This window comes from Microbacterium sp. F51-2R (genome assembly GCF_052180235.1).
Taxonomy (GTDB): domain Bacteria; phylum Actinomycetota; class Actinomycetes; order Actinomycetales; family Microbacteriaceae; genus Microbacterium.
Map to the genome: position 1 here is coordinate 1,566,761 of NZ_CP197470.1, position 23,122 is coordinate 1,589,882.

General features: G+C 70.1%; 27 protein-coding genes. 13 read left to right on the plus strand and 14 right to left on the minus strand.

What is annotated here, in order from left to right:
- The first annotated feature begins 44 nt into the window (after positions 1 to 44).
- The 7 genes from ACSBPH_RS07065 (at position 45) to ACSBPH_RS07095 (ending at position 4,951) form a co-directional block, all read left to right on the plus strand.
- Positions 45 to 698 carry a DUF2461 domain-containing protein gene (locus ACSBPH_RS07065; RefSeq protein WP_442576878.1) on the plus strand — a complete coding sequence of 218 codons (654 nt, stop codon included), beginning with the start codon at positions 45 to 47 and terminating at the stop codon, positions 696 to 698.
- Between the two features lie 14 nt (positions 699 to 712).
- Positions 713 to 1,003 (plus strand): hypothetical protein, encoded by a 291-nt coding sequence (locus ACSBPH_RS07070; RefSeq protein WP_442576879.1) that lies wholly within the window; start codon positions 713 to 715, stop codon positions 1,001 to 1,003.
- Complete coding sequence (locus ACSBPH_RS07075) at positions 969 to 1,142, plus strand: alpha/beta hydrolase fold domain-containing protein (RefSeq protein ID WP_442576880.1); 174 nt, start codon at positions 969 to 971, stop codon at positions 1,140 to 1,142. The genes ACSBPH_RS07070 and ACSBPH_RS07075 overlap by 35 nt, the downstream gene beginning before the upstream one ends.
- A gap of 127 nt (positions 1,143 to 1,269) precedes the next feature.
- A complete protein-coding gene (locus ACSBPH_RS07080) occupies positions 1,270 to 1,767 on the plus strand; it encodes a flavodoxin family protein (RefSeq protein ID WP_442576881.1) in 498 nt (165 codons plus the stop codon).
- Positions 1,768 to 1,890: 123 nt separating this feature from the next.
- Positions 1,891 to 3,495, plus strand: a complete 1,605-nt coding sequence (locus ACSBPH_RS07085; RefSeq protein WP_442576882.1) for a molybdopterin-dependent oxidoreductase — start codon at positions 1,891 to 1,893, stop codon at positions 3,493 to 3,495.
- A 161-nt stretch (positions 3,496 to 3,656) separates the two neighbouring features.
- Positions 3,657 to 4,145 carry a hypothetical protein gene (locus ACSBPH_RS07090; RefSeq protein ID WP_442576883.1) on the plus strand — a complete coding sequence of 163 codons (489 nt, stop codon included), beginning with the start codon at positions 3,657 to 3,659 and terminating at the stop codon, positions 4,143 to 4,145.
- Positions 4,146 to 4,378: 233 nt separating this feature from the next.
- Positions 4,379 to 4,951, plus strand: a complete 573-nt coding sequence (locus ACSBPH_RS07095; RefSeq protein ID WP_442576884.1) for a YdeI/OmpD-associated family protein — start codon at positions 4,379 to 4,381, stop codon at positions 4,949 to 4,951.
- A 121-nt stretch (positions 4,952 to 5,072) separates the two neighbouring features.
- Here ACSBPH_RS07095 and ACSBPH_RS07100 read toward each other — a convergent pair whose 3' ends face one another.
- Entirely contained in the window at positions 5,073 to 5,459 is a 387-nt protein-coding gene (locus ACSBPH_RS07100) for an SHOCT domain-containing protein (RefSeq protein ID WP_442576885.1), read from the minus strand.
- Positions 5,460 to 5,795: 336 nt separating this feature from the next.
- Here ACSBPH_RS07100 and ACSBPH_RS07105 point away from each other — a divergent pair, with 336 nt between their 5' ends.
- The gene (locus ACSBPH_RS07105) at positions 5,796 to 6,191 is read left to right on the plus strand and encodes a hypothetical protein (protein ID WP_442576886.1); all 396 of its coding nucleotides are present in this window, start codon (positions 5,796 to 5,798) and stop codon (positions 6,189 to 6,191) included.
- 45 nt (positions 6,192 to 6,236) lie between these two features.
- Here ACSBPH_RS07105 and ACSBPH_RS07110 read toward each other — a convergent pair whose 3' ends face one another.
- Positions 6,237 to 6,533 (minus strand): hypothetical protein, encoded by a 297-nt coding sequence (locus tag ACSBPH_RS07110; RefSeq protein WP_442576887.1) that lies wholly within the window; start codon positions 6,531 to 6,533, stop codon positions 6,237 to 6,239.
- 220 nt (positions 6,534 to 6,753) lie between these two features.
- Here ACSBPH_RS07110 and ACSBPH_RS07115 point away from each other — a divergent pair, with 220 nt between their 5' ends.
- On the plus strand, positions 6,754 to 7,257 hold the full coding sequence (locus ACSBPH_RS07115; RefSeq protein WP_442576888.1) for a hypothetical protein: 504 nt from the start codon (positions 6,754 to 6,756) through the stop codon (positions 7,255 to 7,257).
- 220 nt (positions 7,258 to 7,477) lie between these two features.
- On the opposite strand, the gene ACSBPH_RS07120 is transcribed toward ACSBPH_RS07115, so the two are convergent.
- The 7 genes from ACSBPH_RS07120 to ACSBPH_RS07150 all read right to left on the minus strand — a co-directional run bounded on the left by ACSBPH_RS07120 (position 7,478) and on the right by ACSBPH_RS07150 (position 16,411).
- A complete protein-coding gene (locus ACSBPH_RS07120; protein WP_442576889.1) occupies positions 7,478 to 7,927 on the minus strand; it encodes a pyridoxamine 5'-phosphate oxidase family protein in 450 nt (149 codons plus the stop codon).
- An 89-nt stretch (positions 7,928 to 8,016) separates the two neighbouring features.
- Positions 8,017 to 9,408 (minus strand): GH1 family beta-glucosidase, encoded by a 1,392-nt coding sequence (locus ACSBPH_RS07125; protein ID WP_442576890.1) that lies wholly within the window; start codon positions 9,406 to 9,408, stop codon positions 8,017 to 8,019.
- 158 nt (positions 9,409 to 9,566) lie between these two features.
- On the minus strand, positions 9,567 to 11,834 hold the full coding sequence (gene yicI, locus ACSBPH_RS07130; RefSeq protein WP_442576891.1) for an alpha-xylosidase: 2,268 nt from the start codon (positions 11,832 to 11,834) through the stop codon (positions 9,567 to 9,569).
- Positions 11,834 to 12,718, minus strand: a complete 885-nt coding sequence (locus ACSBPH_RS07135; protein ID WP_442576892.1) for a carbohydrate ABC transporter permease — start codon at positions 12,716 to 12,718, stop codon at positions 11,834 to 11,836. The genes yicI and ACSBPH_RS07135 overlap by 1 nt, the downstream gene beginning before the upstream one ends.
- On the minus strand, positions 12,718 to 13,878 hold the full coding sequence (locus ACSBPH_RS07140; RefSeq protein WP_442576893.1) for an ABC transporter permease subunit: 1,161 nt from the start codon (positions 13,876 to 13,878) through the stop codon (positions 12,718 to 12,720). Before ACSBPH_RS07140 ends, ACSBPH_RS07135 begins: the two co-directional genes overlap by 1 nt.
- 69 nt (positions 13,879 to 13,947) lie before the next feature.
- On the minus strand, positions 13,948 to 15,252 hold the full coding sequence (locus ACSBPH_RS07145; protein ID WP_442576894.1) for an ABC transporter substrate-binding protein: 1,305 nt from the start codon (positions 15,250 to 15,252) through the stop codon (positions 13,948 to 13,950).
- 136 nt (positions 15,253 to 15,388) lie between these two features.
- Positions 15,389 to 16,411 (minus strand): LacI family DNA-binding transcriptional regulator, encoded by a 1,023-nt coding sequence (locus ACSBPH_RS07150; protein ID WP_442576895.1) that lies wholly within the window; start codon positions 16,409 to 16,411, stop codon positions 15,389 to 15,391.
- Positions 16,412 to 16,608: 197 nt separating this feature from the next.
- Here ACSBPH_RS07150 and ACSBPH_RS07155 point away from each other — a divergent pair, with 197 nt between their 5' ends.
- Complete coding sequence (locus tag ACSBPH_RS07155; protein WP_442576896.1) at positions 16,609 to 17,352, plus strand: alpha/beta fold hydrolase; 744 nt, start codon at positions 16,609 to 16,611, stop codon at positions 17,350 to 17,352.
- Positions 17,353 to 17,435: 83 nt separating this feature from the next.
- Here the strand turns inward: ACSBPH_RS07155 and ACSBPH_RS07160 are convergent, their stop codons facing one another.
- Positions 17,436 to 17,864, minus strand: coding sequence for a cupin domain-containing protein (locus tag ACSBPH_RS07160; protein ID WP_442576897.1), 429 nt, complete (start codon positions 17,862 to 17,864; stop codon positions 17,436 to 17,438).
- A gap of 134 nt (positions 17,865 to 17,998) precedes the next feature.
- Here ACSBPH_RS07160 and ACSBPH_RS07165 point away from each other — a divergent pair, with 134 nt between their 5' ends.
- Entirely contained in the window at positions 17,999 to 18,262 is a 264-nt protein-coding gene (locus ACSBPH_RS07165; protein WP_442576898.1) for a hypothetical protein, read from the plus strand.
- A gap of 129 nt (positions 18,263 to 18,391) precedes the next feature.
- Here the strand turns inward: ACSBPH_RS07165 and ACSBPH_RS07170 are convergent, their stop codons facing one another.
- The 4 genes from ACSBPH_RS07170 to ACSBPH_RS07185 form a co-directional block, all read right to left on the minus strand.
- Entirely contained in the window at positions 18,392 to 19,027 is a 636-nt protein-coding gene (locus ACSBPH_RS07170) for a hypothetical protein (RefSeq protein ID WP_442576899.1), read from the minus strand.
- 1 nt (position 19,028) lies between these two features.
- A complete protein-coding gene (locus tag ACSBPH_RS07175) occupies positions 19,029 to 19,205 on the minus strand; it encodes a hypothetical protein (protein ID WP_442576900.1) in 177 nt (58 codons plus the stop codon).
- 78 nt (positions 19,206 to 19,283) lie between these two features.
- Positions 19,284 to 19,721, minus strand: coding sequence for a DUF1622 domain-containing protein (locus ACSBPH_RS07180; protein WP_442576901.1), 438 nt, complete (start codon positions 19,719 to 19,721; stop codon positions 19,284 to 19,286).
- Positions 19,722 to 19,756: 35 nt separating this feature from the next.
- Positions 19,757 to 20,056 carry a GNAT family N-acetyltransferase gene (locus ACSBPH_RS07185; protein WP_442576902.1) on the minus strand — a complete coding sequence of 100 codons (300 nt, stop codon included), beginning with the start codon at positions 20,054 to 20,056 and terminating at the stop codon, positions 19,757 to 19,759.
- Positions 20,057 to 20,536: 480 nt separating this feature from the next.
- Here ACSBPH_RS07185 and ACSBPH_RS07190 point away from each other — a divergent pair, with 480 nt between their 5' ends.
- Positions 20,537 to 21,334: a winged helix-turn-helix domain-containing protein gene (locus tag ACSBPH_RS07190; RefSeq protein WP_442576903.1), complete on the plus strand. Its 798-nt coding sequence runs from the start codon at positions 20,537 to 20,539 to the stop codon at positions 21,332 to 21,334.
- Positions 21,335 to 22,100: 766 nt separating this feature from the next.
- Entirely contained in the window at positions 22,101 to 23,105 is a 1,005-nt protein-coding gene (locus ACSBPH_RS07195; protein ID WP_442576904.1) for a DNA-3-methyladenine glycosylase family protein, read from the plus strand.
- The last annotated feature ends 17 nt before the right edge of the window (positions 23,106 to 23,122 follow it).

Sequence of the window (23,122 nt, forward strand, 5' to 3'; positions counted from 1 at the left end):
TCGACTCCGCGCCGGCCGCGGCATCCGCTCGTTACTATCGGCAGGTGGGATTCGAGGGACTCGACCGCGACGCCGTCTCGTTCTATGCCGAGCTTCGCGCCGACAACACGAAGGCGTGGTGGACGGCAAACAAGGCGCGCTACGACACAGCCGTCCGTGGGCCGTTCGAGGCGCTCGGCGCGGAACTGGAGCCCGAGTTCGGCGCGGTGAAGATCTTCCGCCCCTACCGCGACGTGCGCTTCAGCGCCGACAAGACGCCCTACAAGCTCCACATCGGCATGGTCACACAGGCGACGGTGGCCCACTACGTGCAGCTGAGCGAAGAGGGGCTGATGCTCGGGGGCGGGCTGTACGACGTGCCGCCTGCCGCGCTCGCCCGGTTCCGCGAGGCCGTCGACGACCCGCGCACCGCCGAGGATCTCGACGAACTGCTCGCCGAGCTGCGAAGCGCCGGCTTCGAGCTCATGCGCGGCGACGCGCTCAAGACCGCTCCCCGCGGCTACCGGGCCGACCATCCGCGGCTCGAGCTGCTGCAGCTCAAGCGCCTCGCGGTCGGCAGGCGCGAGGGCCCCGCCGACTGGATGTGGACGCCCGACGCGTACGACATCATCGCCGACGACTGGCGCACGGTCTCGACGTGGCGCGCGTGGCTGATCGACACGCTCGGCGCGGAGCTGCTCGAGTCCGGCCGACGCTGAGAACGAGGCACGCGATGGACATCTCGGCCGTGAACCCGGCGCTGCGCGCCGCGACCGCGAAGACTCCGGCGATCGATCTCGAGAACGGCGCGGTGCGCTGGCTGGCGGCAACGGCGTCGTCGCTCATTCCGGGCAAGCGCGTCGACGGCGTCACGCGCCGCACCCTGCGCCACGACGGCGTGAAGCTGCGGATCTACACTCCGCCGCAGCCCTCCGGGGCGGGCCTGTTTGTGGATGCACGGCGGCGGTCTCGTGCTGGGCTCGGCCGCGATGGACGACGGGCATTGCGGCGAGACGGCCCGTGAGACCGGGGTCACGATCGTCTCGGTCGACCACCGCTTCGCGCCGAGGCATCCGTTCCCCGCGGCCATCGACGACTGCTACACGGCATGGCAGCTTCTCGACGGTGCGCGCGCCTGGCTCGGGGCGCACCTCGAGCGCTGAACGGATGCCGGGACCTTCGACCCGCGGCGGCTCGCTGAGCAGCGAGAGCATCGCGGTGCCGGTTGCTGCCGGTCGGCGCACGCGGCCTGACCAGCAGGGGTGACCGTCGTCCGATGAAGGAGGAGTCATGCACGCGTTGGTTGTCTTCGAATCACTCTGGGGGAACACCGAGCAGCTCGCCCGCGAGGTGGCTGCGGGGATCGGGGTGGACAGCTGCGAGATCGTCGACGCGGCTTCGGCACCGACGCACCTGGCGCCGGATGTCGACCTGCTCGTGGTGGGCGGCCCGACCCACGCGTTCTCGATGTCGACGGCGTCGACACGCGAGTCCGCCAGGACTCAGGGGGCCGAGCACGTCCCGGCCCGAGGCATCCGGGAATGGATCGAAGCGCAGCCGCACGTGGGGCGGCCCGTCCCGGTCGCGACCTTCGACACGCGCGTGACGGTCCCCCGCCTCCCGGGGTCAGCGGCGAAGAAGGCGATGAAGCGGCTCGTGGCGTTGGGCTTCCAGCCTGCGGCGAAACCGGTGTCGTTCGGAGTCCACGCGTACTCCGGCCCGATCACCGACGGCGAGGAGGAACGCGCACGCCGCTGGGGAGCGCAGCTCGCAGGTGCCCGACCGTAGCGCGCGGCCCTAGCGACGCGCGGTTCTCGGCCACCGCCGCGATGGCGATGGTCGAAAGGCGATCCGATCACGTGCCGACTCCGAACAACCCTCGAGCCCTCGGCTCACTGAGGGGGAGTCAACGTGAACAAGACCGGCGGCAGATGGAAGTTCCTCGCGTGGTCAGCGGTCGCGGGCGTGATCAGCGGGCTGGCGTTCCTCGCGGCCGCGGAGCTCGTCGCGCTCCTCGTCGCGCGCGGGGCGAGCCCGGTCCTGGCGGTCGGCTCGTTCGTCATCGACATCGTGCCGCAGCCGTTCAAGGAGTTCGCGATCACGACCTTCGGCGAGTACGACAAGCTCGCTCTGCTGGCGGGTCTCGGGCTCGCGGTGGTGATCGCCTCGGCGATCGCGGGAGTGCTGCAGTTCCTGAAGCCGCCGCTCGGCGTCATCGCCCTGGGTGTCGCGGGCGCCCTGTCGCTCGCCGCGATCGTCACCCGCGCGGGCGCCGGCCCGTTCGCCTTCCTTCCTCCGGTCGTTGGCGCGGTCGCCGGGTCGGTTCTCCTCGTCGTGCTGTGTCGCCGGCTCCGCCGGTGGGAGCGCTCGACATCGACACCCGCGACCGCTGTCGCGGGCGGGGCAAGTGGCGCCGACGGGAAGAGTGAGGACGATGCCGCGCCCGGTCTCGATCGACGCCGTTTCTTCGTGCTCGCGGGCATCGCCGCGGCATCCGCCATCGTCGTCGGCGTCACGGCACGAGCAGTGAGCATGGCGACCTCGTCGGTCGAGGCGATCCGCGGCGCCCTGCGCCTGCCCGCTCCGAAGACGACAGTCACCGTTCCGGCGGGCGCGGACCTCGACATCCCGGGCCTCACGCCGCTGTTCACGCCGAACAAGGACTTCTACCGCGTCGACACGGCTCTCACCGTGCCGACCATCGATCCCCAGACCTGGCGCCTCGTCATCGACGGCATGGTCGACAAGCGCGTCGAGCTCGGCTTCGACGAACTCGTCGCGATGGGACTCGATGAGTATTCGATCACGCTGACCTGCGTGTCGAACTTCGTGGGCGGCGACCTGGTCGGCAACGCGAAGTGGCTCGGTGTGCCCGTGCGCGACATCCTGGCACTGGCCGGCCCGCAGTCGGGCGCCGACATGGTGCTCTCGCGCAGCGTCGACGGGTACACGGCGAGCACGCCCCTGGCGGCGCTGACCGACGCCGGTCTGGATGCGATCCTCGCCGTCGCGATGAACGGCGAGCCGCTTCCGCTCGAGCATGGATTCCCCGTGCGCATGGTCGTGCCGGGCCTCTACGGGTACGTGTCGGCCACGAAGTGGCTCACCGAGCTCAAGGTCACGACCTTCGCGCAGGACGAGGCGTACTGGACGCCGCGCGGCTACAGCGAGAAGGCGCCGATCAAGTTCTCTTCTCGGCTGGACACCCCCAAGATCAGCAAGCCCGTTCCTGCGGGCCGGATCCCCCTCGCGGGAGTCGCGTGGGCGCAGACGGTCGGCATCGAACGCGTCGAGGTCAGCATCGACAACGGCGAATGGCAGGTCGCGACCCTCTCCACCCCGGTCAACGTCAACACCTGGGTGCAGTGGGTGCTCGAGTGGGACGCCACACCCGGCACCCACTACGTGACGGTGCGCGCGGTGAACAAGAAGGGCGAGCTGCAGATCGAGGAGTCCACCCCGATCGCCCCCGACGGGTCGACCGGCTGGCAGCGCTCGCTGATCTCCGTCACGTGACGAGGACGCCTCGCCCGGCGATCCCCGCACGATCGCAGGTGACGGATGCCGCGGCCCCCGCTCCGGAGGGCGAACCCTGCAGGCGTTCCCAGAGTGCGGCGGGTGCGACGTGAGACAGTGGAAGAGTGCTCCGATCGGTGTGCTGAACCGAAGGGGAGCCGTTGTCGAGGCTATGGGAGCAGTTCGTCCACGCGATCACGGGGCGCGTCCACGCGCACGCGACGCTGCCTGATCTCCGAGGCCTCGCGTCTCGCCGCATCGCCCTCGAGCGGACGCATTATCTCGTGAACGACAGCGAGCGTCAGGATCAGGCTCGTCGCCTTTACGTGCTGCGACGCGATCCCGCCGATCACCGCAGCGCGACGAGCATCGCGGTCTTCGCGAGCGGTCGCCGCGTCGGCTATCTGCCCGACCGGGTCGCCCGCGGCATGGCGGCACTGCTCGACGAGATGGGTGGTGCCGCGATCGTCAACGGTGCAGGGGCGCTGCACGGGAGCATGCGTCTGCGGGTCGATGTGCCGACGCCTAGCGAGCTGGTCGAGTTCGTGCGCGCACAGCGCGCGTCTGCGGCGGTGCCTTCAGCACCTTCAACGCCGTCGCCGCCGGCGAGCGACTCGGCGGCGAGCGACTCGGCGCGTCCGGCCGCGTAGCCGGGCGCTGCGGCGCCCCGCCGCAGAGACGGGTCGATCTGAGGGTCAGCCCCCGATGGCACTGCTCCCACCGGCGCGCACCTCAAGGGCGGCACGCCGAGATGCCACATCTACGCGCAAGTCGACGCCGAATTGCCACAACGACTGGCAACTCGCGCCCGCGCGGGCCCGGCCGACCCGGCCGCAGTCCGCCCGCGACGCACGGCGTCGGAGGTGGGAGCTATCCTCCCGTCATGGCCACGCCTGCGAAGAAGCCCGAGTTGCACGTCGACACGGTCGCGGAGTGGGAAGCCTGGCTCGACTCCGATCCCGATCCGGGCGGGGTGTTCCTCCGACTGCGAAAGAAGGGGTCGACGCTACCGGGGATCACGTATGCCGAAGCGCTCGATGTCGCGCTGTGCTTCGGGTGGATCGACGGGCAGTCGCAAGCCTTCGACGCCGACTACTTCTTTCAGACCTTCACGCCGCGACGACCGCGGAGCATCTGGTCGAAGGTCAACATCGGCCACGTGACGCGGCTGATCGAGGAAGGCCGCATGCGACCGCAGGGCCAGCTCGAGATCGACCGCGCGAAGGCCGACGGGCGCTGGGACAGCGCGTACCGGCAACGCGACGGCGACCTGCCGGTCGAGCTGCAGGAGGCACTGGACGCCGACCCCGACCTCGCGAAGGCCTTCGCAGCTCAGTCGGCGCAGAATCGGTTCGCGATGGCGTTCCGCGTCGGCAACCTCAAGCGGCCCGAGTCCCGCACGGCGCGTGTCGCGCAGTACGTCGACATGCTCAAGCGGGGCGAGACCATCTACTGAAGGGGCTGGGCGAGGCCGGCCCTGCGCGCATGGCCGCCGCACGGCATCCGTCGACTCGAACGCAAGGAGCGCCCGCGCGTCTGCGCGGGCGCTCCTTTCGCTGAGCGTGTCAGGCCGGCTGTTACGCGAGGGCCTTCGCCTTGAGGGAGTCGAACTCGGCCTGCGTGATGGCGCCGGAGTCGAGGAGCGACTTGGCCGACGCGATCTGATCGGTCGCCGAGGAGGACGATCCGGCGACGGACTGGATGTATTCGTCCTGCGCTGCGCGCATCGCCTTGGCCTGCTCGAGCTGCCGCTGCTGCATGCCGCCGCCGCGCGCGATCAGGTAGACGAGGATCCCGAGCCACGGAACGAGGATGACGAAGATCACCCAGAGCGTCTTGCCGCCGCCGCCGAGGTCGCTGCTGCGGAAGATGTCGCCGAAGACCCAGAACAGGCACATGAACCAGGCGAAGAACAGGAAGAACTCGAAGAGGGCGAGGAGGAACGACCCGTTGTCGTTGAACATGATTTCTCCATTTCTGTGGCCGCTCAGCGGATGCCCTTGCGGCGGATCACCCCGTGTCGACGGCGATTTCTCGGAGGCTAGCAGTGCGCAGAATGCCGATCCGCGCATCCTCAGCCGCGAAGGATGACCCCGGCTGACCTGACGATCGTGCGCCGGTCCGAAGGCACGGCAGCAGGACGGCAGACCCGGCGAATCCACGGCGCCGACCGGGGCGGACAGCAGTGCGCAAGAGAAGACCGGCCGCAGGTTCGGCCAAGCCCGGCTCCAGCCCCCCGCGACCCCGACGACCCGATCGGGCCGCGGGTTTGCCGCGCCCTGCACGTTACGGTGAGACCCATGCCCTTCGCGCTCGCGCTGACCGTCATCCTCGTCCTGCTCGCGGTGTTCCAGCTGGCGCTCGTGTTCGGCGCCCCGCTCGGCCGCTTCGCGTGGGGCGGACAGCACCGCGTGCTCCCCGCCCGCCTCCGCATCGGCAGCGCGGTCTCGATCCTCATCTACGCGCTCATCGACGTCATCGCGTGGGACCGCGTCGGCGCCGTCGACGTCTTCCCCGCACCGTTCTCCGAGATCGCGATGTGGGTGATCTTCGGCTACTTCACGCTCGGCATCCTGATGAACGCGGTCTCGCGCAGCAAGCCCGAGCGCTACATGATGGTGCCGGTCTCGGTCGCCCTCTCGGTGCTCTCGTTCCTCATCGCGATGGGGATGGGCGAACTCGCGGCCGCCGCCTGACGGCGGGCCGCGGCATCCGTCATCGAAGCCTGCTGCTGCGGACGGTCAGTGGGCTTCCGGATGCTGCGCCGATGCGCGCTTCGCAGAGCCGGCCCGCCGCCCCAGGAGGTAGGCGACGATGAGAAGCCCGATCGTCAGCACGAGCCACCCGATGATGGTCGTCCGCGAGAGGAAGAGGCCGCTCGTTGCCGGCGCGAACGTCGCGGCGGCGAGCGGCTGGTAGGCGAACCACCCGAACGCCACGGGCGTGAGCACCCCGACGATCACGACGACCACCCCGGTCGCGACGAGCGCTCCCGCGATGATCCAGGCGGCCGATCGGCGAGCGCCTGCCTTGTCCATGCCCACACCCTACCGAGCGCTCCGCGCGGACGATCGGGCGACGGATGCCGCGGCCGGCGTCGAGTTCGTACGATCTCGCCGAAACCACACGAAACCGACGCCGCCAGCGTGCGCTCTCGGCGAGTACGTACGTTCTCGACACAGCACGATCGGTCGACGGATGCCGCGGCCCGCGCCCGCTAGTCTGACGAGACGTCCGGGCACGACGCGAGGAGGCACGATGTTGCGGAAGATGATGCGCAGCGCCGCTGCCCTGATCGTGCTCGGCGTGATGATCACCGCCGCGACCGCCTGCGCGGCGTCATCGTCGGCCGGGAGCCGCTCGACTCTGTACGACAGCCTCGATGCGATCTCCGCTGACAGCTCCGCGCTCGTCATCGGCACGGTCCGGCAGCAGGTCGGCGAGGGCTCGACGACCGTCTCCTCGGTCGAGGTCACGAACGCGCCGTCCAATCCGCAGCTCGGCTCGAATCTCGACGACGACCCCGCCGCCGTCCAGGTGGGCGATGTCGTCGAAGTGCGTCAGGACGCCGAGCCGTTCCTCGAGAGCGGCGTCGAGTACCTGCTCTTCCTCACCCCGTCGGAGCTTCCCGGAGACGCGGCCTCGCAGTACTTCATCACGGGCGCAGTGGCCGGGCTCTACGAACGCGACGGCGGCGAATTCCGGCGCGTCGTCACAGACTCCGGCGACACGATGCCCGAGACGATCACCATCGCGGAATGACCTCCCGCCACAGCGCGCTCGCTCGACGGAGGCCGCAGCCAGGCGCCGCCCACGGCCGACCCCCGCGGCGAGTACGTACGATCTCGCCGAAACCACGCGAAACCGACGCCGCTAGCGTGTGTTCTCGGCGAGTACGTACGATCCCGACACAACGGCAGCGGGCGACGGATGCCGCGTACCCGACAACGCCGGGCTCGACCCGCCGGCTCCGGCGCAACGCCTACGTGGTCGCGTCGTTCAGCGACGCGCGGTAGCGCTCGGGCTCGGGCGTGCGCTCGAACGACCGGCCCGAGATCTCGGTCGGCGAGATCGACACCCAGCGGTACTTGAGCGTCGGGATCCAGGGGTGAAGCGGCAGCGCCTCGGCCGCGTCGATCTCGCTCTGCACCTGCAGACGCCGGGCGACGCCCTTCAGGATCACGCTGGCGCCGCGCGACTGGTCGTACTCGTCGACTTCGAAGGCGACGCGGGGGTTCTGCGCGAGCCCCGCGAGCTTCGAGCCGGGGGCCGTGCGTAGGAACACCCGCGGCCCATCCGTCACGTAGTTCACGGGAAAGATCTCGGGCTCACCGTCGACGGCGAGCGCGAGCCGACCGAGCTCGCATCGGGCGAGCAGGTTCCAGCACTGGTCTTCGCTCAGGCTGACGACAGCACCGTTCTCGTCGTTCATGACGCATCTCCGTCGATCTCACCCGCCGCAGCGCGGCGGTCTGAGCGAAACGATAGTTCGTCATGACCTCGAGCGGGCGCCTGCGCTCATCAGGCGGGAATCTCGTGCGTCCGCACCAGCTCGCCGTACCACCGGCCCGAGTCCTTGACCGTCCGCTCGAGCGTGTCGAAGTCGACCCGGACGATGCCGAACCGCTTCGCATACCCGTAGCCCCACTCGAAGTTGTCCAGCAGCGACCACACGAAGTATCCACGCAGATCGACGCCCCGCGACAACGCCCGGTGGGCGGCCGTGAAGTGGCGCCGCAGATAGTCCAGGCGCTCGGGATCGGGCACCGACCCGTCGGCGGCGACCACGTCCTCGAACGCGGCGCCATTCTCGGTGATCATGAGCGGCTGCTGCGGGAACTGCTCCGAGAGCGAGACGAGCAGCTCTTCGAGTCCCTCGGGCGCGATGTTCCAGCCCATCGCGGTGTACGGGCCGGGCTGCTCGACGAACTCCACGACCTGGTCGCTGCCGGGCCACGCCGTTCCGCCGGCGGCGCCTTTGTGTCCGTCGTTCATCTGCTTCGGCGAGACGCCGTCCCACAGCCGCACGGTCGCGGTCGAGTAGTAGTTGACGCCCAGCACGTCGATCGGCTGGTGGATCGCCGCGAGGTCGCCCTCCTGCACGAACGACCAGTCGGTGACGGATGCCGTGTCCTCCAGCAGGTCGGCCGGGTACTCGCCGCGGAGCATCGGCCCGGTGAAGGCCCGGTTCGCCAAGGCGTCGATGCGTCGCACGGCGTCGGCCGCCCCGTCCCCGACCCCGCGGAGGACGTGGAAGTTGAGCGTCACCGAGTACTCCGGCGTGCCGGCCGAGGTCACGCGGAGCGCGGTCAGCGCCCGGCCGTGCGCGAGGTTGAGGTGGTGCACGGCGGCGAGCGCCGCGGCCGGCTCGTGGCGTCCCGGCGCGTGGCCGCCCTGGCCGTAGCCGAGGTACGCGGAGCACCAGGGCTCGTTGAGGGTCGTCCAGGTGTGCACGCGATCGCCGAGCGCGGCGCCCATGATGGCGGCGTACTCCTCGAACGCGTCGGCCGTGGCGCGCACGGGCCAGCCCCCGGCATCCTCCAGCGCCTGCGGAAGGTCCCAGTGGTAGAGGGTGGCGACGGGCTTGATGCCGCGCTCGAGCAGCCCGTCGACCAGGCGCGAGTAGAAGTCGATGCCCTTCTGATTCGCGGGGCCCCGGCCCGACGCCTGGATGCGCGGCCACGCGATCGAGAAGCGGTACGCGTCGAGCCCGAGCTCGGCCATGAGGTCGAGGTCGCTCTCCCACCGGTGGAAGTGGTCGCACGCGACGTCGCCGGTGTCGCCGTTCCAGACCTTGCCGGGCGTCTGGGAGAAGGTGTCCCAGATGGAAGGGCCACGGCCGTCCTCGTCGAAGGCGCCCTCGACCTGGTACGACGCGGTCGCCGAGCCGAACGTGAAGCCGGGTGGAAACACCAGTCCCGAATCGCGGTAGTCCGGGCTTCCCTCTCCCTCGACCCGTGAGCCTCCATCTGAGCGCCGAGAGCGCGGGTAGCCCCCGCGGTCTCGGCGCTCCCGTGGAGGCTCACGGTCAGAGGAGGGGTCGACGAGCGGGGTCGTGCCGGGCGCCGAGGTCATCGGGTCACCTCCGAGAGGTCGACCGTGAAGGTCTGGGCGCGCCCGTCGGGGTTCGTGACGGTGACGGATGCCTCGCCCTCGCCGCCCGGGAACACCCGGAGCTTCAGGCCGTCGAGGTAGTCGTAGTCGGGACGGTCGGTGCGGGCCCCCCACGGGATGACCGCGCCGCCGCGCACGTAGAGCGGGAGCGACGTGAAGTCGTGCTGCTCCGTGCGCCAGCCGCCGCCGCGTACGACCTCGCCCGTGAGGAGGTTCGTCCACGTGCCGCGGGGCAGGTAGAACTCGACCTCGCCCGTCGCCGAGAAGACCGGCGCGACGAGGATCGACGAGCCGAGCATGTACTGCCGGTCGAGGTAGCCGACGGCGGGGTCGTCGCAGAACTCCAGCTGCATGGGCCGAAGGACCGGCACACCGGTGGTCGCGGCATCCACCCCCGCCTGGAACAGGTACGGCATGAGCTGCATCTTGAGGTGCGTGAAGACGCGCGTGACCTCGACGGCCTCGTCGTCGAACGCCCACGGCACGCGGTAGGAGTTCGACCCGTGGAAGCGCGAGTGCGAGCCGAGCAGACCGAATGCCGTCCAGCGCTTGTAGACCGTGGCATCCGGAGTGCCCTCGAAGCCGCCGATGTCGTGGCTCCAGTGCGCGAAGCCGCTCATCGCGAGCGAAAGACCGCCGCGGAGGGTTTCGGCCATCGACGCGAACGTCGACGTCGAATCACCGCCCCAGTGCACGGCCATCGACTGGCCGCCGGCGGTCGCCGACCGGGCGAAGACGACGGCGTCGCCCTCGCCGCGCTCCTCCACGAGCACGTCGTGCACGGCCTTGTTGTACAGCTGCGTGTACAGGTTGTGCATGCGCGACGGGTCGGAGCCGTCGAAGTACTCCACCTCCAGCGGGATGCGCTCGCCGAAGTCGGTCTTGAAGCAGTCGACGCCCTGCGCCAGCAGGCGCCGCAGGTGACCCTGGAACCAGGCCGTCGCGTCGGGGTTGGTGAAGTCGACGAGACCCATGCCGGCCTGCCAGAGATCCCACTGCCACACCGAGCCGTCGGGACGCGTGATGAGGTAGCCCTCGGCCGCGGCTTCGGCGAACAGCGGCGAGCGCTGCGCGATGTAGGGGTTGATCCACACGCAGACGCGGAGGTCTTTCTCGTGCAGCCGCGCGAGCATGCCGTCGGGGTCGGGGAAGGTGCGCGGGTCCCACTCGAAGTCGCACCAGTTGAACTCGCGCATCCAGAAGCAGTCGAAGTGGAAGACCGAGACGGGGAGCTCCCGCGCAGCCATCTCGTCGATGAACGACGTGACCGTCGCCTCGTCGTAGTCGGTCGTGAAGGATGTCGAGAGCCACAGTCCGTACGACCACGCCGGCACGACCGGGGGCCGGCCGGTCAGCGCGGTGTAGCGGCTGAGGACGTCCTTCGGCGTGGGGCCGGCGATGACGAAGTACTCCAGCTCCTCCCCCGCGACCGAGAACTGCACGCGCTCGACGGCCTCCGAGCCGATCTCGTAGGAGACGTGGCCGGGGTCGTTGACGAAGACCCCGTAGCCACGGTTCGAGACGTAGAACGGCACGTTCTTGTAGGACTGCTCGCTCGACGTGCCGCCGTCGGCGTTCCAGATGTCGACGGTCTGCCCGTTCCTGACGACCGGGCCGAAACGCTCGCCGAGGCCGTAGATGAGCTCGCCCACCCCGAGGTCGAGCTGCTCGTGCACGTAGGTGTGCGACGCCGGCGCGCCGAGCCCGGTGCGAGCGTTGCCCGCGACGCCGTGCGCGACGTCGGCTCCGTCGGCGAGCTGGATGTAGCCCTGCGACTTGTGCCCCGACCCCGTGACGCGCTTGCCGTCGACCTCGAACGAGAGCGACCACGGCGCGCCGGGAGCGACGCGGGCCGTGAGGCCTCCGGTCGTGAGCACGCCGCCGTCGTCGTCGACGGATGCCTCGCCCGCGCCGCCTTCGACGGCTCCGGGCAGCTCGAACCCGCCGTGCCGGCCGCGGCCGGTGTGGTGCGCGATGCGCACGCGCACGACGCCCTCGAGCGGCGAGGACAGCGTCACGGTGAGGACCGGACGGTTGAGGGTGTCGCCGCGGCGACCGATCACGGTGGTGGGAGCCGTGACGACCAGGGCCTCGCCGTCGGCGGAGGCCGCGGACGCGGGCGCGGCCGGGGACGCGGCATCCGTCTTCCAGATGTCGTACGCCTCCTGCGCGTACAGAGCCGTGACTCCGGGGCGCAGCTGCCAGAACCCGTCGGTGAACTTCATTACTTGACTGCTCCTGCCGTGATGCCGCGCGTGAGGGTGCGCTGGAAGATGAGGAAGAAGATGAGCGTGGGGATGATGCCGAGCAGCGCCGATCCGGCCGTCGTCGTGACGTCCATGAGGCGATCGCCCTGCAGCACGCTGATCGCCACCGGCACCGTCTGGTTCGCGTTGGACGCGAGGAAGGTGAGCGGGATCAGGAACTCGTTCCACGTCCAGATGAAGAAGAAGATGAGCAGCACTGCGAGGGTCGGGCGGCTGATCGGGAAGACCACGCGCCACAGGATCTGCCAGCGCGTCGCGCCGTCGATCGAGGCGGCCTCGAGGATCTCCTTCGGGAAGGTGCCGTACACCGACGAAAGGAGGTACGTGCCGAAGGCGGCCTGCACGACGGTGAAGACGATGATGACCGACCACACGTTGTCGTACAGGTGCACCGACTTGAACATGTAGTAGAGCGGGTAGAGCAGCGCCTCCTGCGGCAGCAGGTTCGCCAGCAGGAACAGCAGCACGATCCAGGTGCGGCCGCGCACGCGCCCGATGCCGATCGCGAAGGCGTTGAGCACCGAGATGAGCACCGCGAGCACCGAGACGATGCCCGAGATGAAGATCGAGTTCCAGACCTTCTCGGGGAAGTCGACGCGGTTCCAGAACTTCTCGATGCCCGAGAGGTCGATCGCCTGCGGGAGCGAGAACGGTCCCGAGGTGGCGTAGTCGACGGGCGACTTGAAGGCGTTGACGAGGATCAGGTAGAACGGCACGACGATGATGAGCGCGCCGAGGATGACGCCGGCGAGCAGCAGCCAGTCGTAGGGACGCTTCTTGAGCATGCCGCCGCGGGGGCGGGCCGACTTGCCTCGAGTGACGATGGCGGTGGTGGCGGCCATTACAGTCCCGCCCTTTCCTTGCGCTCCAGCGAGTTCTGCACGCGGATGAAGATGACCGACACGATCACCACGAGGATCGTGAGGACGGTCGCGATGGTCGCGCCGTAGCCGATGTTCCGCTTCGTGAAGAACTCGGTGTAGGCGTAGTAGGCCGGCACGAGGGTCGCGCCGGCGGGGCCGCCCTGCGTGATGACGTAGACGGGCCCGAAGACCTTGAGGGCCGCGATCGTGCACGTGAGCGTCACGACGAACACCTCGGGCCGGATGATGCTGACGGTGATCGCCGAGAAGCGCTGGAACCAGTTCGCTCCGTCGAGCTCGGCGGCCTCGTAGAGCTCGGGGTCGACGCGCTGGAGGGCGGCCATGAAGACGACGATCGGGTAGCCGATCTGCACCCACACGAGCACGGCCATGAGCACGAGGAGTGCCGAGGGCATCTGGCCGAGCCAGTCGACGGGGCCGATGCCGACGACGCTGAGGAGCTGGTTCATCGCGCCGGTGGCGCCCGGCCGGAAGATCCAGCCGATCACGATGCCGGCGACGGCGATGGGGAGGATCTGCGGGAGGTAATAGGTCGCGCGGAGAAAGCTGCCGACCTTGCCGCCGAACTTGCGCCCGACGACGTCGAAGAGGAGGGCCGCGACGATGAGGCCGACGATCGTGGGGATGACCACCATCGCCAGGACCATCCACACGGAGTTGACGAACGAGGTCCAGAAGTCCTCGTCGCCGAAGATCTTGATCCAGTTGTCGAACCCGATGAACTCGGGGGTCCGCACACCGCGCCACTTCGTGAACGTCAGGTACACGTTGAACAGGAGCGGGATGACGATGATGACCAGCAGGAGCACGAAGCCCGGCAGGAGGTAGAGCCAGTAGCCGGCGGTCCCTCCGCCGCGCTGCGGGATCGAGGGCTCTTCGGGGGGAAGCGCGGTGCGCGCCTTGCGTGCGCGGCCGCCCCTGCGGGTGGCGGCGCTGCCGGCGGCGGAGCCGCGGGACGCGGTGCCGCGGGACGCGGTGCCGCGGGACGCGGTGCCGCGGGACGCGGTGCCGCTATCGGCGGTGGTCGCGCCGGATTCGGCGGTGGTCGCGCCCTTTGCGGCGGACGCGCCGTTCTCGGCTGAGGTCGCGCCGTGTTCGGCGCGGGTGAAGGCAGACATGTTCGACTCCGTGAGGATCCGTGAGACGGGGCGGGGGCGGCGCGGCGGGACGCCGCCCCCGCGGGTCGGTCAGCGGTAGTCCGCTGTTCCTTCTTCGTACTGGGCGCCGAGGTTCGCGTTGGTGGTCGCGGCGTCCTGCGCACCGGTCACGAGACCCTGCAGCTCCTGGACGATCACGTCGTAGAAGCCGGGCGCGGGCCAGTCCGGATAGAACGAGAGGCCATCGGCATCCAGGATCCCGTTGAACGTGGAGATGAGCTCCTGGCTCTTCGGGTCGGTGATGTCGGAGGGATCGGCGGCGACGGGCAGGCCGCCGTTGTTGCCGATGATCGCCTGGATCTCGGGGCGCATCGTGATGTCGATGAACTTGTACGCGAGGTCCTTGTTCGCGGCGTTCTCGGGCACGACCCAGAGGTTGCCCGACGAGCCGAGCGAGAGGTCGGAGCCCGGGAAGGCGGTCATCGTCCAGTCGAAGCCCGTGGCCTCCTGCACGAAGCGGCCGTACCACCACGAGCCCGAGACGAAGATCGGCGCGGTGCCGTTGATGAACGAGACACCCGCGTCCTCGGCCTTGACCGACGACACGTCGCCGGCGATGTAGCCCTTGTCGACGTACTCCTTGAGCGTGTCGGTGGCGTAGCTGATCTCGGGACCCTGCCAGTCGACGGGGTTCTTGTAGAGCTGGTAGTCGTCGACGAACGAGCGGTCGGCCTTCGACAGTGCGAGCTGGTACCAGAGCTGTCCGAGGGGGTACTCGGCGCCGGCTTCGGCGAGCGGCGTGATGCCCTTGGCGACGAAGGCGTCGAGCACCTTCACGAACTCGTCGTAGGTCTTGGGGATCTCGAGGCCCGCAGCGGCGAAGGCGTCCTTGTTGTAATAGACGCCGACGAACTCGCCGTAGTTCGGGATGCCGTACCAGGTGTCGCCGCCCATGACGCCGTTCTCGTCGTACTTGGCGGTCGTCTGCAGCGACGGGGCGAGCTTGTCGGCCCAGCCGTACTCGTCGACGGCGTCGGAGATGTCGGAGATGAGGCCCGTCGAGGCGAGGAAGCCCGCCGTCGCGTTGCCCTTGTTGAACTCCATGAGGTCGGGCGCGGCGTCGGTGTCGAGCACCTGGCTCGCCGTCTTCTGGATCTGCTCGAAGGACTTCTCCTCGAACTCGACCTTGGCGCCGGTCTCCTTCTCGAAGACCTTGATGGCCTCGTTCCAGGCCTTGCCCATCGCGCTGTCTTCGCTCTCGTAGTGCCAGAGCTTGAGGGTGTCGCCCCCCGAGCCCGAGTCCGAGCCGGAGCCGGAGCATCCGGCGAGCGCGAGCGCGGCGACCGTCAGGGCGCCGGCGAAAGCGAGGGTCTTTCTCTTGGTGATGCGTGCCATCTTCGGCACTCCTTTCTCGGTCCCCTGACGGGGAGGGGTGTTCACGAAGTGCTATCGAAGCGCTTCGACAATGCAGATACGGATGCGATATCGAGTTGTGAGGAGGGTTTCGAGTTGCGGGGACGGATGCCGCGCGTCAGCCGCGCGGCGCGGGCGGCGGCGCGACGGAGCCGCGGTCGTAGTACACCGGCGGAATGAGGTGGAGTCCGGGGCGCGGCCGGTCGCGACCCAGGCTCGCCACGGCGAGGTCGACGGCGAGATCGCACGACGCCTCGGGGATGAGCGGGATGACATCGATCGGCTGCGACAGGACGGCCGTGTCGAAGGATGCCGCGACCGACACGAGCGACACATCGCCCGGCACCGACAGCCCGCGCTCGGCGAGCTCGGCGAGCACGACAGTGTGGACGTCGTCGACCCCGTGCACGAGGAGCGCCGTGGCGCCCTCGTCGAGGAGCTCCGCCACCGCGGTGCGAGCCATGGGAGCGCTCGTCTGGCTGTCGCCCGAGACACGGAAGGAATGACGGATGCCGCGTTCCTCCGCGCGCCGCTCGAAGGCGCTTCGCACGCGCGGCGGGAAGTTGGACTTCTCATAGGCGACCTGCGGCTGCCCGATGAGACCGATCGAGCGGTGGCCGGCATCGGCGACGCGGTCGACGGCGAGCACGGTCGCCGCGTCGAAGTCGAGGTCGACGCAGATGAGGCCCTCGTTGTCGTCGGGCACGCCGATGAACACCGACGGCGTCTCGATCGAGCGGGCGAGCGCCACGCGCTCGTCGTCGGGGGCCACGTCGAGCACGAGGATCGCGTCGACGAGACCGCTCGAGGCGACGCGCGCCATGCCGGCCGAGGCCTGCTCCTCGGTGAGCAGCAGGATGTCGTAGTCGTTCCGTCGCGCAGCGACGGCCGTCGCGAGCACGAACGACATGTGCGTCGGCGCGTGCGTGTCGCGACGCAGGGGCTCGGTGAGGGCGAAGATCTGGGTGCGGCTGCCCGCCAGCATCCGCGCACCGGCGTTCGGGCTGTAGCCGAGTTCGCGGACGGCCTTCTCGATCCGGAGCCGTGTCGCGACGGAGACGGGGCGCTTGCCGCTCAGCGCGTACGACACGGTGCTGATCGACACGCCGGCGGCCTCTGCCACCTCGTTGATCTTCGCCATGCCGACTCCGTCGTTGCTGTGCGGCCGTCATCGCCGCTCCCAGGCTGTGACTCTCGGCGGGGGCCGAGGGTCGAAGCGCTTCGCGAAGCGCTTCGACAGGCATCGTACGCACACTCGATCGTCGGATGCAAGAGTTTCGTGGTCATTCCCAACAAATGGGATTCAGGATGCCGCGGCCGCCCGGGTAGCGTCGAGGGATGGCCTCCCCCGCACGCGTCCGTCACTTCACGTGGCGTGGCGCGACGATCGTGGCCGAGAGCACCGGGAGCGGCGAGCGCACCTTCGTGCTCATCCACGGGATCGGAATGGGCCGGAGCGTCTTCGCCGATCTGACGCAGCGCCTCCGTCATCACGGACGCGTCGTCGCGATCGACCTGCCGGGCTACGGCGAGGCTCCCGAGCCGCCGCGCACGCTCACGGTCGAGCGCAACGCCGACGTCGTCGCCGCCTACCTCAGCGACCACACGTCCGGCGATGTGACGATCGTGGGGCACTCGATGGGGGCTCAGGTCGCCGTCGAGGTGGAGGCGAGGCATCCGTCGTCCGCCCACCGCCTCGTGCTCGCCGCGCCGACGACCGATCCGGCGGCTCGCACCGGATCGGCACAGCTCGCGCGGCTGCTGCGGGACATCGCCATCGAGAGCCCCGTCGTGTGGGCCCGAGGAGCGCGCGAGTACCTGCGCGCCGGCCCTCACCTGCGGCTCAAGCTGCGGGCCATGCTCGTGCACCGCCCAGAGGAGACGTTCCCCCGCGTGCTCGTGCCGGTGCTCGTGCTGCGCGGCCAAGACGACGTCGTCGCGCCGCGCGCGTGGTGCGAGGAGGTCGTACGGCTGCTGCCCGAGGGGGCGCTCGCCGAGATCCCCGAGCACGGGCACGAGACGATGATCCGCGACTCGGCGCCGGCGGCCGCCCTCATCGTCGAGTTCGCCGAGCGCACCTGACGTCGGGCCTCACCGGTCCGGCGTCAGGGCATCGGACTCTCGGCGACGGCTCACCAGGCGGGAAGCGAAAAGAGACGCGGGTCTCACCAGGGCGAGGGGCGATCGTCGTCGCGTTCGCCGTCGTCGGGGAACTCCGGAAGCGCGTAGCCGCCCGCCCGGATGCAGAGCCAGCGGAGCTCCTCGGGACTGTCGGGCACGCAGCGCCACGTGCGCCACACGCCCTGTCCCACCCGCACGACGGTGCCCGGACCCACGTCCACGATGTCGTCGTCGAGCCCCATCTGCCCGCTCCCCTGGAGGAAGACGTAGAGCTCTTCGATCTTCGCGTGCGTGTGCCAGTAGCCCGCCTCTTCGCCGGGCTCGTAGGCATTCGACGTCAGGCCGATGTACTGCATAGCGAGCTCGTGGTCGACGACGCGCCGACCGTCACGTGACGACGCCGGCCGGAAGCCGCCGTAGTGCTCCCGCCACTCGTCGAGGCCGCCGATCTCCAACACCTGGTAGTCGCTCACCGCGCCACTGTAACGCGCTCGGAGGGCCGCAGATCGCGCGATTCCTGCCACGTTCGCCCGACCCGGCAATGTCGGAACCCCCGCGTAGGTTTCACACATCGGAAGGTTCAGAGTTCGGAACCAACGGAGGAATCATGCTCTCGATCGTTCACGGCGCAGAAGTGCAGTTCCGTCACGAGTCGGCCTTTCGCGAGCGGGAACGAGCCGTCCTCGCCGCGATCCGCGCGCGCGAGGCGGCCGTCCTCGCGATGCGCGAGCACGAGGCCCTGCTCGCCGGAGTGCGCACGCGCGAGGCCGTCCTGGAGGTCGCTCCGGCGAAGGCTGCGCGTCAGCGCGGACCGTGGGCTCGGCCCATCGGCGTCGCCACCTGCGGCGAGCCTGCCTGCGCCGTCGCCTGACCGTGCTGTGGCCGCTTCGTGATCAGGATCGTCTGATCACGAAGCGGCCGTTGCCGCGAGGGGCTACGCGTCGCCGGTCGCGGCCGACTGCGCCTCGCCCGTCGGCTGTGGGCCGCCCGTTGCGACGTGCTACGCGTCGCCGGTCGTGATCTGGCGCGCGAGCTCCTGGATGTCGCTGTCGGGAAGATCGATGCCCGACTGCTCGAGCCGCTGCTTGAGCACGTCGTAGACGCGCTCGGGCTGGGTCGAAGCGATGTCGTCGCGGGTCTGCACGACGATCCCCGAGACCTTCTCGACGTCGCTCGCATTGTTCTGCGACATCGCGGGAAGGTTCTGCTCCTGCTCCGTGCCGAGTCCGCCTTTTCGCTGCGCCTCGCCCACGGTCATCGTCTCGCGACCGCCGTCCTGGCCCTGGTGGTGACCCGCGGCCTGTGCGTCACTCGCGGCCGTGCCGCTCTGCGCCGACTCGGTGTTCTCGTCGTCGATGACGCCGATGCCCACCGCCTCGTGGCTGGGCTCGTCGCTCGCGGGCGGGAACGACCCGCTCCACCCCGGCTCGGCGGCGCCGGCCCCGGGCACTCCCGCCGCCTGCTCGGGATTCTCGACCTCGCGCTGCTGCGGAGTCTCGGCGTTCTCGCCCTCCGTGCTGCGCTGGTCGCCCCCGATCGCGGCCTCGCCGCTCGTCGACGTCGCCGCGCTCCCGGCGTCGCCCCGGTCCGGATAGCTCACGCCCGGCTGCTCGTTCTCATTGCCCGTCGTGGACATGTCACCGCTCCTCATCTGCATCGGCATCGGTCGCCAGATCGGGGTCGGCGCCCTGGCTCGGCTGGTCGCTCTCGACCTCGCCGACGTCGGTGCCGCCCGCGGCGTCGGCACTCTGCCAGCCACCTGTCGGATCGGCGTTGATCACACCCTCGGGAAGATCCCTGTCGTCCTCGCGCATCACCCGCTCCTCTCGACGTTTCCAGCCTCACCGTGCGCGCCCTGCCCCGCACGGGCTTGACGATCGAGGGGTCGAGGGCTAGGCGGACTCGTCGCCTCGCGGAGCTGCGGCGCGGGACGCGGCATCCCGGTCCTTCGCGACCGCCTTCCCGAGCAGCTGGCCGCCGCTGGTGAGCAGGGCGCGCCGCCATGGCGCGACGCCGTCGATCTCGATCTGGATCGAGATGGAGAGGATCGTGCGGATGAGGACGATGATCCCGAGGATCAGGGCGTCTTGGAGCGAGGGCTTCGAGGTGATGGTGCGTACGAGGTCGGCCGCGACCAGCACTTCCAGCCCCAGCAGGATCGCGGCGCCGAGCGTGGACCGCAGGGTCGTGTAGGCGGCGTGCGCGCCTTCGCCGCGGGAGAGAGAGCGGATGCCGATCACGACGGCGAGCAGGAACCCGCACACCATGACCACCGCGCCGACGATCTCGAACCCGATGGCGACGACGGTGAAGACCGACTCGATGTCCACGGCGTCAGCGTAGGCCCGCCCGCGCCGAGGCGGCGCTAAGCCGAGCGGCGGTGCTGCAGAATCGCCGCACGCTCGGGGTGTGCGTCGAACCAGTCGGCGACGTACCAGCACACCGGCACGATGGTGCGGTCGCCCGCCTTCTCGAGTTCGGCGACCGCCCGCTCGACGAGTTCGCCGGCGTAGCCGTGGCCGCGGAAGGTCGGGACGGTGTAGGCGCGGGTCATGGCGACGCTGCGTCCGTCGTCGCGATAGTCCAGGACGCTCACGAGCTCCGACCCGGCGAAGAGCGTGTAGCGCGAGGCATCCGGCTCGTGTGCGAAGGTCAGCTGAGTCACCACGAAAGGGTAACGCCGGACGAGAGGGGCAGGGCCCGTGCGTGAGGGAGTGTCAGCGGATGCGGAGGGGCTGCTGGTCCGTCCCTTCGGCAGAACTGAGCAAAGTGTCATATTTCGTCATCGCCGGGGCGCGGCATCCGTGCGATTTGACACATTCCGACGCACTCGGACATAATCAGGCGCATGACTGACAACGCACGCTCTCTGTCCGCCCTGGAGGCGAACGGGACTGCCGGCATGATGATGGCCGGCCGCGTTGCCATGTGTTGTCGAATGTGCCGCTAAAACGGTGACATCTGCCGGACTCCGGCGCCGCTTGATCTAGATCGCGCGCCAGGACTCCCCCGGGCTCCCGAGAGAGCGTCATAAGCGCGACTCCGGATGCCTCGCACACCGCCCAATCTGACGGGCCCGGCCTCCCGGCCGAAAATCGCAACGCACTCCCGGCGTCGCCGGATTCCCGCAAGGACTTTCATCATCATGTCGAACACCGCCCTCCTCGAGCGCACCGCCCCCGTCCGCCATCTCCGTGCCGTGACCGCGCCGGTGCGCACCGTCTCCGGCCGTGGAGCCGTCGCCGAGCCGCCGGCTGTCGCCGCCCCCGCTGCTCCCGCCGCACCCGCTGCTCCCGCTGCTCCCGCCGCCGAGTCGCCTGCTCAGCGCAACCTCCCGCCCGGGACCTCGCCCCGCGGCTTCGCCCTCTATGTCGGGCTCGACGAGGCCAAGGCCGCGGCGGCCGGAGTGTCGCTCGGCACGCTCGTGGAGGCACTGCGCCGGACGATCGCCGACCTCGCCCCCGACGCCGAGACCTACGCGACGGTCGCCCTCGCTCCGGTCGGCTCGGGCGGCCGCGATGTCGACGTGGTGCGCCTCGCGCTGCACGAGCCGTCGGCCATCGCCCGCACGAAGCAGGACGAGACCGAGGAAGAGGACCGCGCGCCCGGCGGCGTGGTCGTCGACATCTCGCGCAAGCGTGTGCTCATCGAGGGCGAGTCGGCCGCGTTCACGTTCAAGGAGTTCGAGCTGCTGCAGTACCTCGTGCTCCGCGAGGGCCGCACGATCGAGCGCACCGAGCTCGTGTCGTCGCTGTGGCACGCGTCCGACGACGAGGCCCCGGGCGAGCGCACGATCGACGTGCACGTGCGCCGGCTGCGCGCCAAGCTCGGTCGCTACGAAGACATCGTCCGCACCGTTCGCGGCGTCGGCTATCGCTTCGACCGCCACGCCGACGTCGTCATCCGCTACGGCCACGGCACGCCCTCGCCCGACCGCTTCTGACCTCCGGTCGGCCGGGCGTGTTCCGGCCGGCCCGGCCTGGAGCCGTTCCGGCCGCTGTTCCGGCGCGCTGTTCCGGCGTGGTGTTCCGGCGTGGGCTGAGCCCCCGGGCGCGTACCTAACTCAGGACGAGCGGCGCTTGCGGGGCGCGGAAAGCGTTTGCTTGAAGCATCCCGCGCCCTCTCATCCTGAGTTGGGCCCGGTAGTCCGGTGTCAGCTCCGAGACCCGGGCGCGTGGGGTGTCGGCACGGCGGGACGGCGGCCGCGCGTTCATAACTCCGGAGAATCGGCGCCTCCCGGCCCGAAACAACGCTTCCGCAGCCGTCCGGGGCCCGTTCTTCCGGAGTTATGCACGGCCAGCCGCCCGGCTCGACCGAGCCCGGCGGGAGTGCAGCCCGAGACCCGGGCGCGTGGGGTGTCGGCACGGCGGGACGGCGGCCGCGCGTTCATAACTCCGGAGAATCGGCGCCTCCCGGCCCGAAACAACGCTTCCGCAGCCGTCCGGGGCCCGTTCTTCCGGAGTTATGCACGGCCAGCCGCCCGGCTCGACCGAGCTCGGCGGGAGTGCAGCCCGAGACCCGGGCGCGGGGGGTGTCGGCACGGCGGGACGGCGGCCGCGCGTTCATAACTCCGGAGAATCGGCGCCTCCCGGCCCGAAACAACGCTTCCGCAGCCGTCCGGGGCCCGTTCCTCCGGAGTTATGCACGGCCAGCCGCCCGGCTCGACCGAGCCCGGCGGGATGTCGGCGCCCGGCGCGTAGGGTGAGGGCATGACCACCTCGCTGTCGCGCATCCGCGTCGCCCCCGGCACGCGCGCCGCGGCGAGACAGCCCCCGCGCGACACCCGCCCGGATCACGGCCGGCCGCTCGAGACCGAGTATCGGCCGAGGCATCCGCTGGACCTTCGTCGCACCGTCCTCTACCAGCAGCACGGCGCCGGCGACCCGACCATGGTCGCCGACCACGCGGTCATCTGGCGGGCGAGCCGCACCCCGGAGGGCGTAGCCACTCTCGCTCTGCGCGAGACCTCCCCCGGCATCGTCAAGGGCGCGGCCTGGGGCCCCGGCGCCGGCTGGGCCCTCGCGCAGCTGCCCGCACTGTGCGGGGCGGAGGACGATCCGACGGGGTTCGAGGCGGCGCGGCATCCGCTCATCGCCGACTCCCACCACCGCAATCCCGGCCTCCGACTCAGCCGAACCGGCCTCCTCTTCGAGGCTCTCGCGAGCGCGATCTTCGAGCAGAAGGTCACCGGCGTGCAGGCGTTCGGCGCGTGGCGGCGCATCGTGACGTGGTTCGGCGAGCGCGCGCCGGGGCCGACGCCCCGGCCGATGTTCGCCCCTCCGACGATCGACGGCTGGCGGCGGATCCCGTCGTGGGCGTGGCATCGGGCAGGGCTCGAGCCGCCGCAGTCCAAGACCGTCGTGGAGTCGGCCCGCCGGGGCGAGTCGCTCGTGCGGATCATCGCCGAGGCTGCAGACGGCGACGAGCACGAGCGCATCCTCACCGGCCTGCCCGGTATCGGCCCGTGGACGAGTGCGGAGACGCGGATCCGCGCGTTCGGCGACCCCGACGCTGTCAGCATCGGCGACTACCACCTGGCCCATCAGGTGGGCTTCGCCTTGACCGGGACGCGGGCGGACGATGACGGGATGCTGCGCCTCCTCGAGCCGTGGAAGGGTCACCGTCAGCGCGTCATCCGTCTCATCGGGGCCAGCGGTGTGCAGGAGGCGCGGCGCGGGCCGCGCCTGCACCCCGAAGACCATCGCGGCCGTTGAGTCAACCGCCTGCGCCA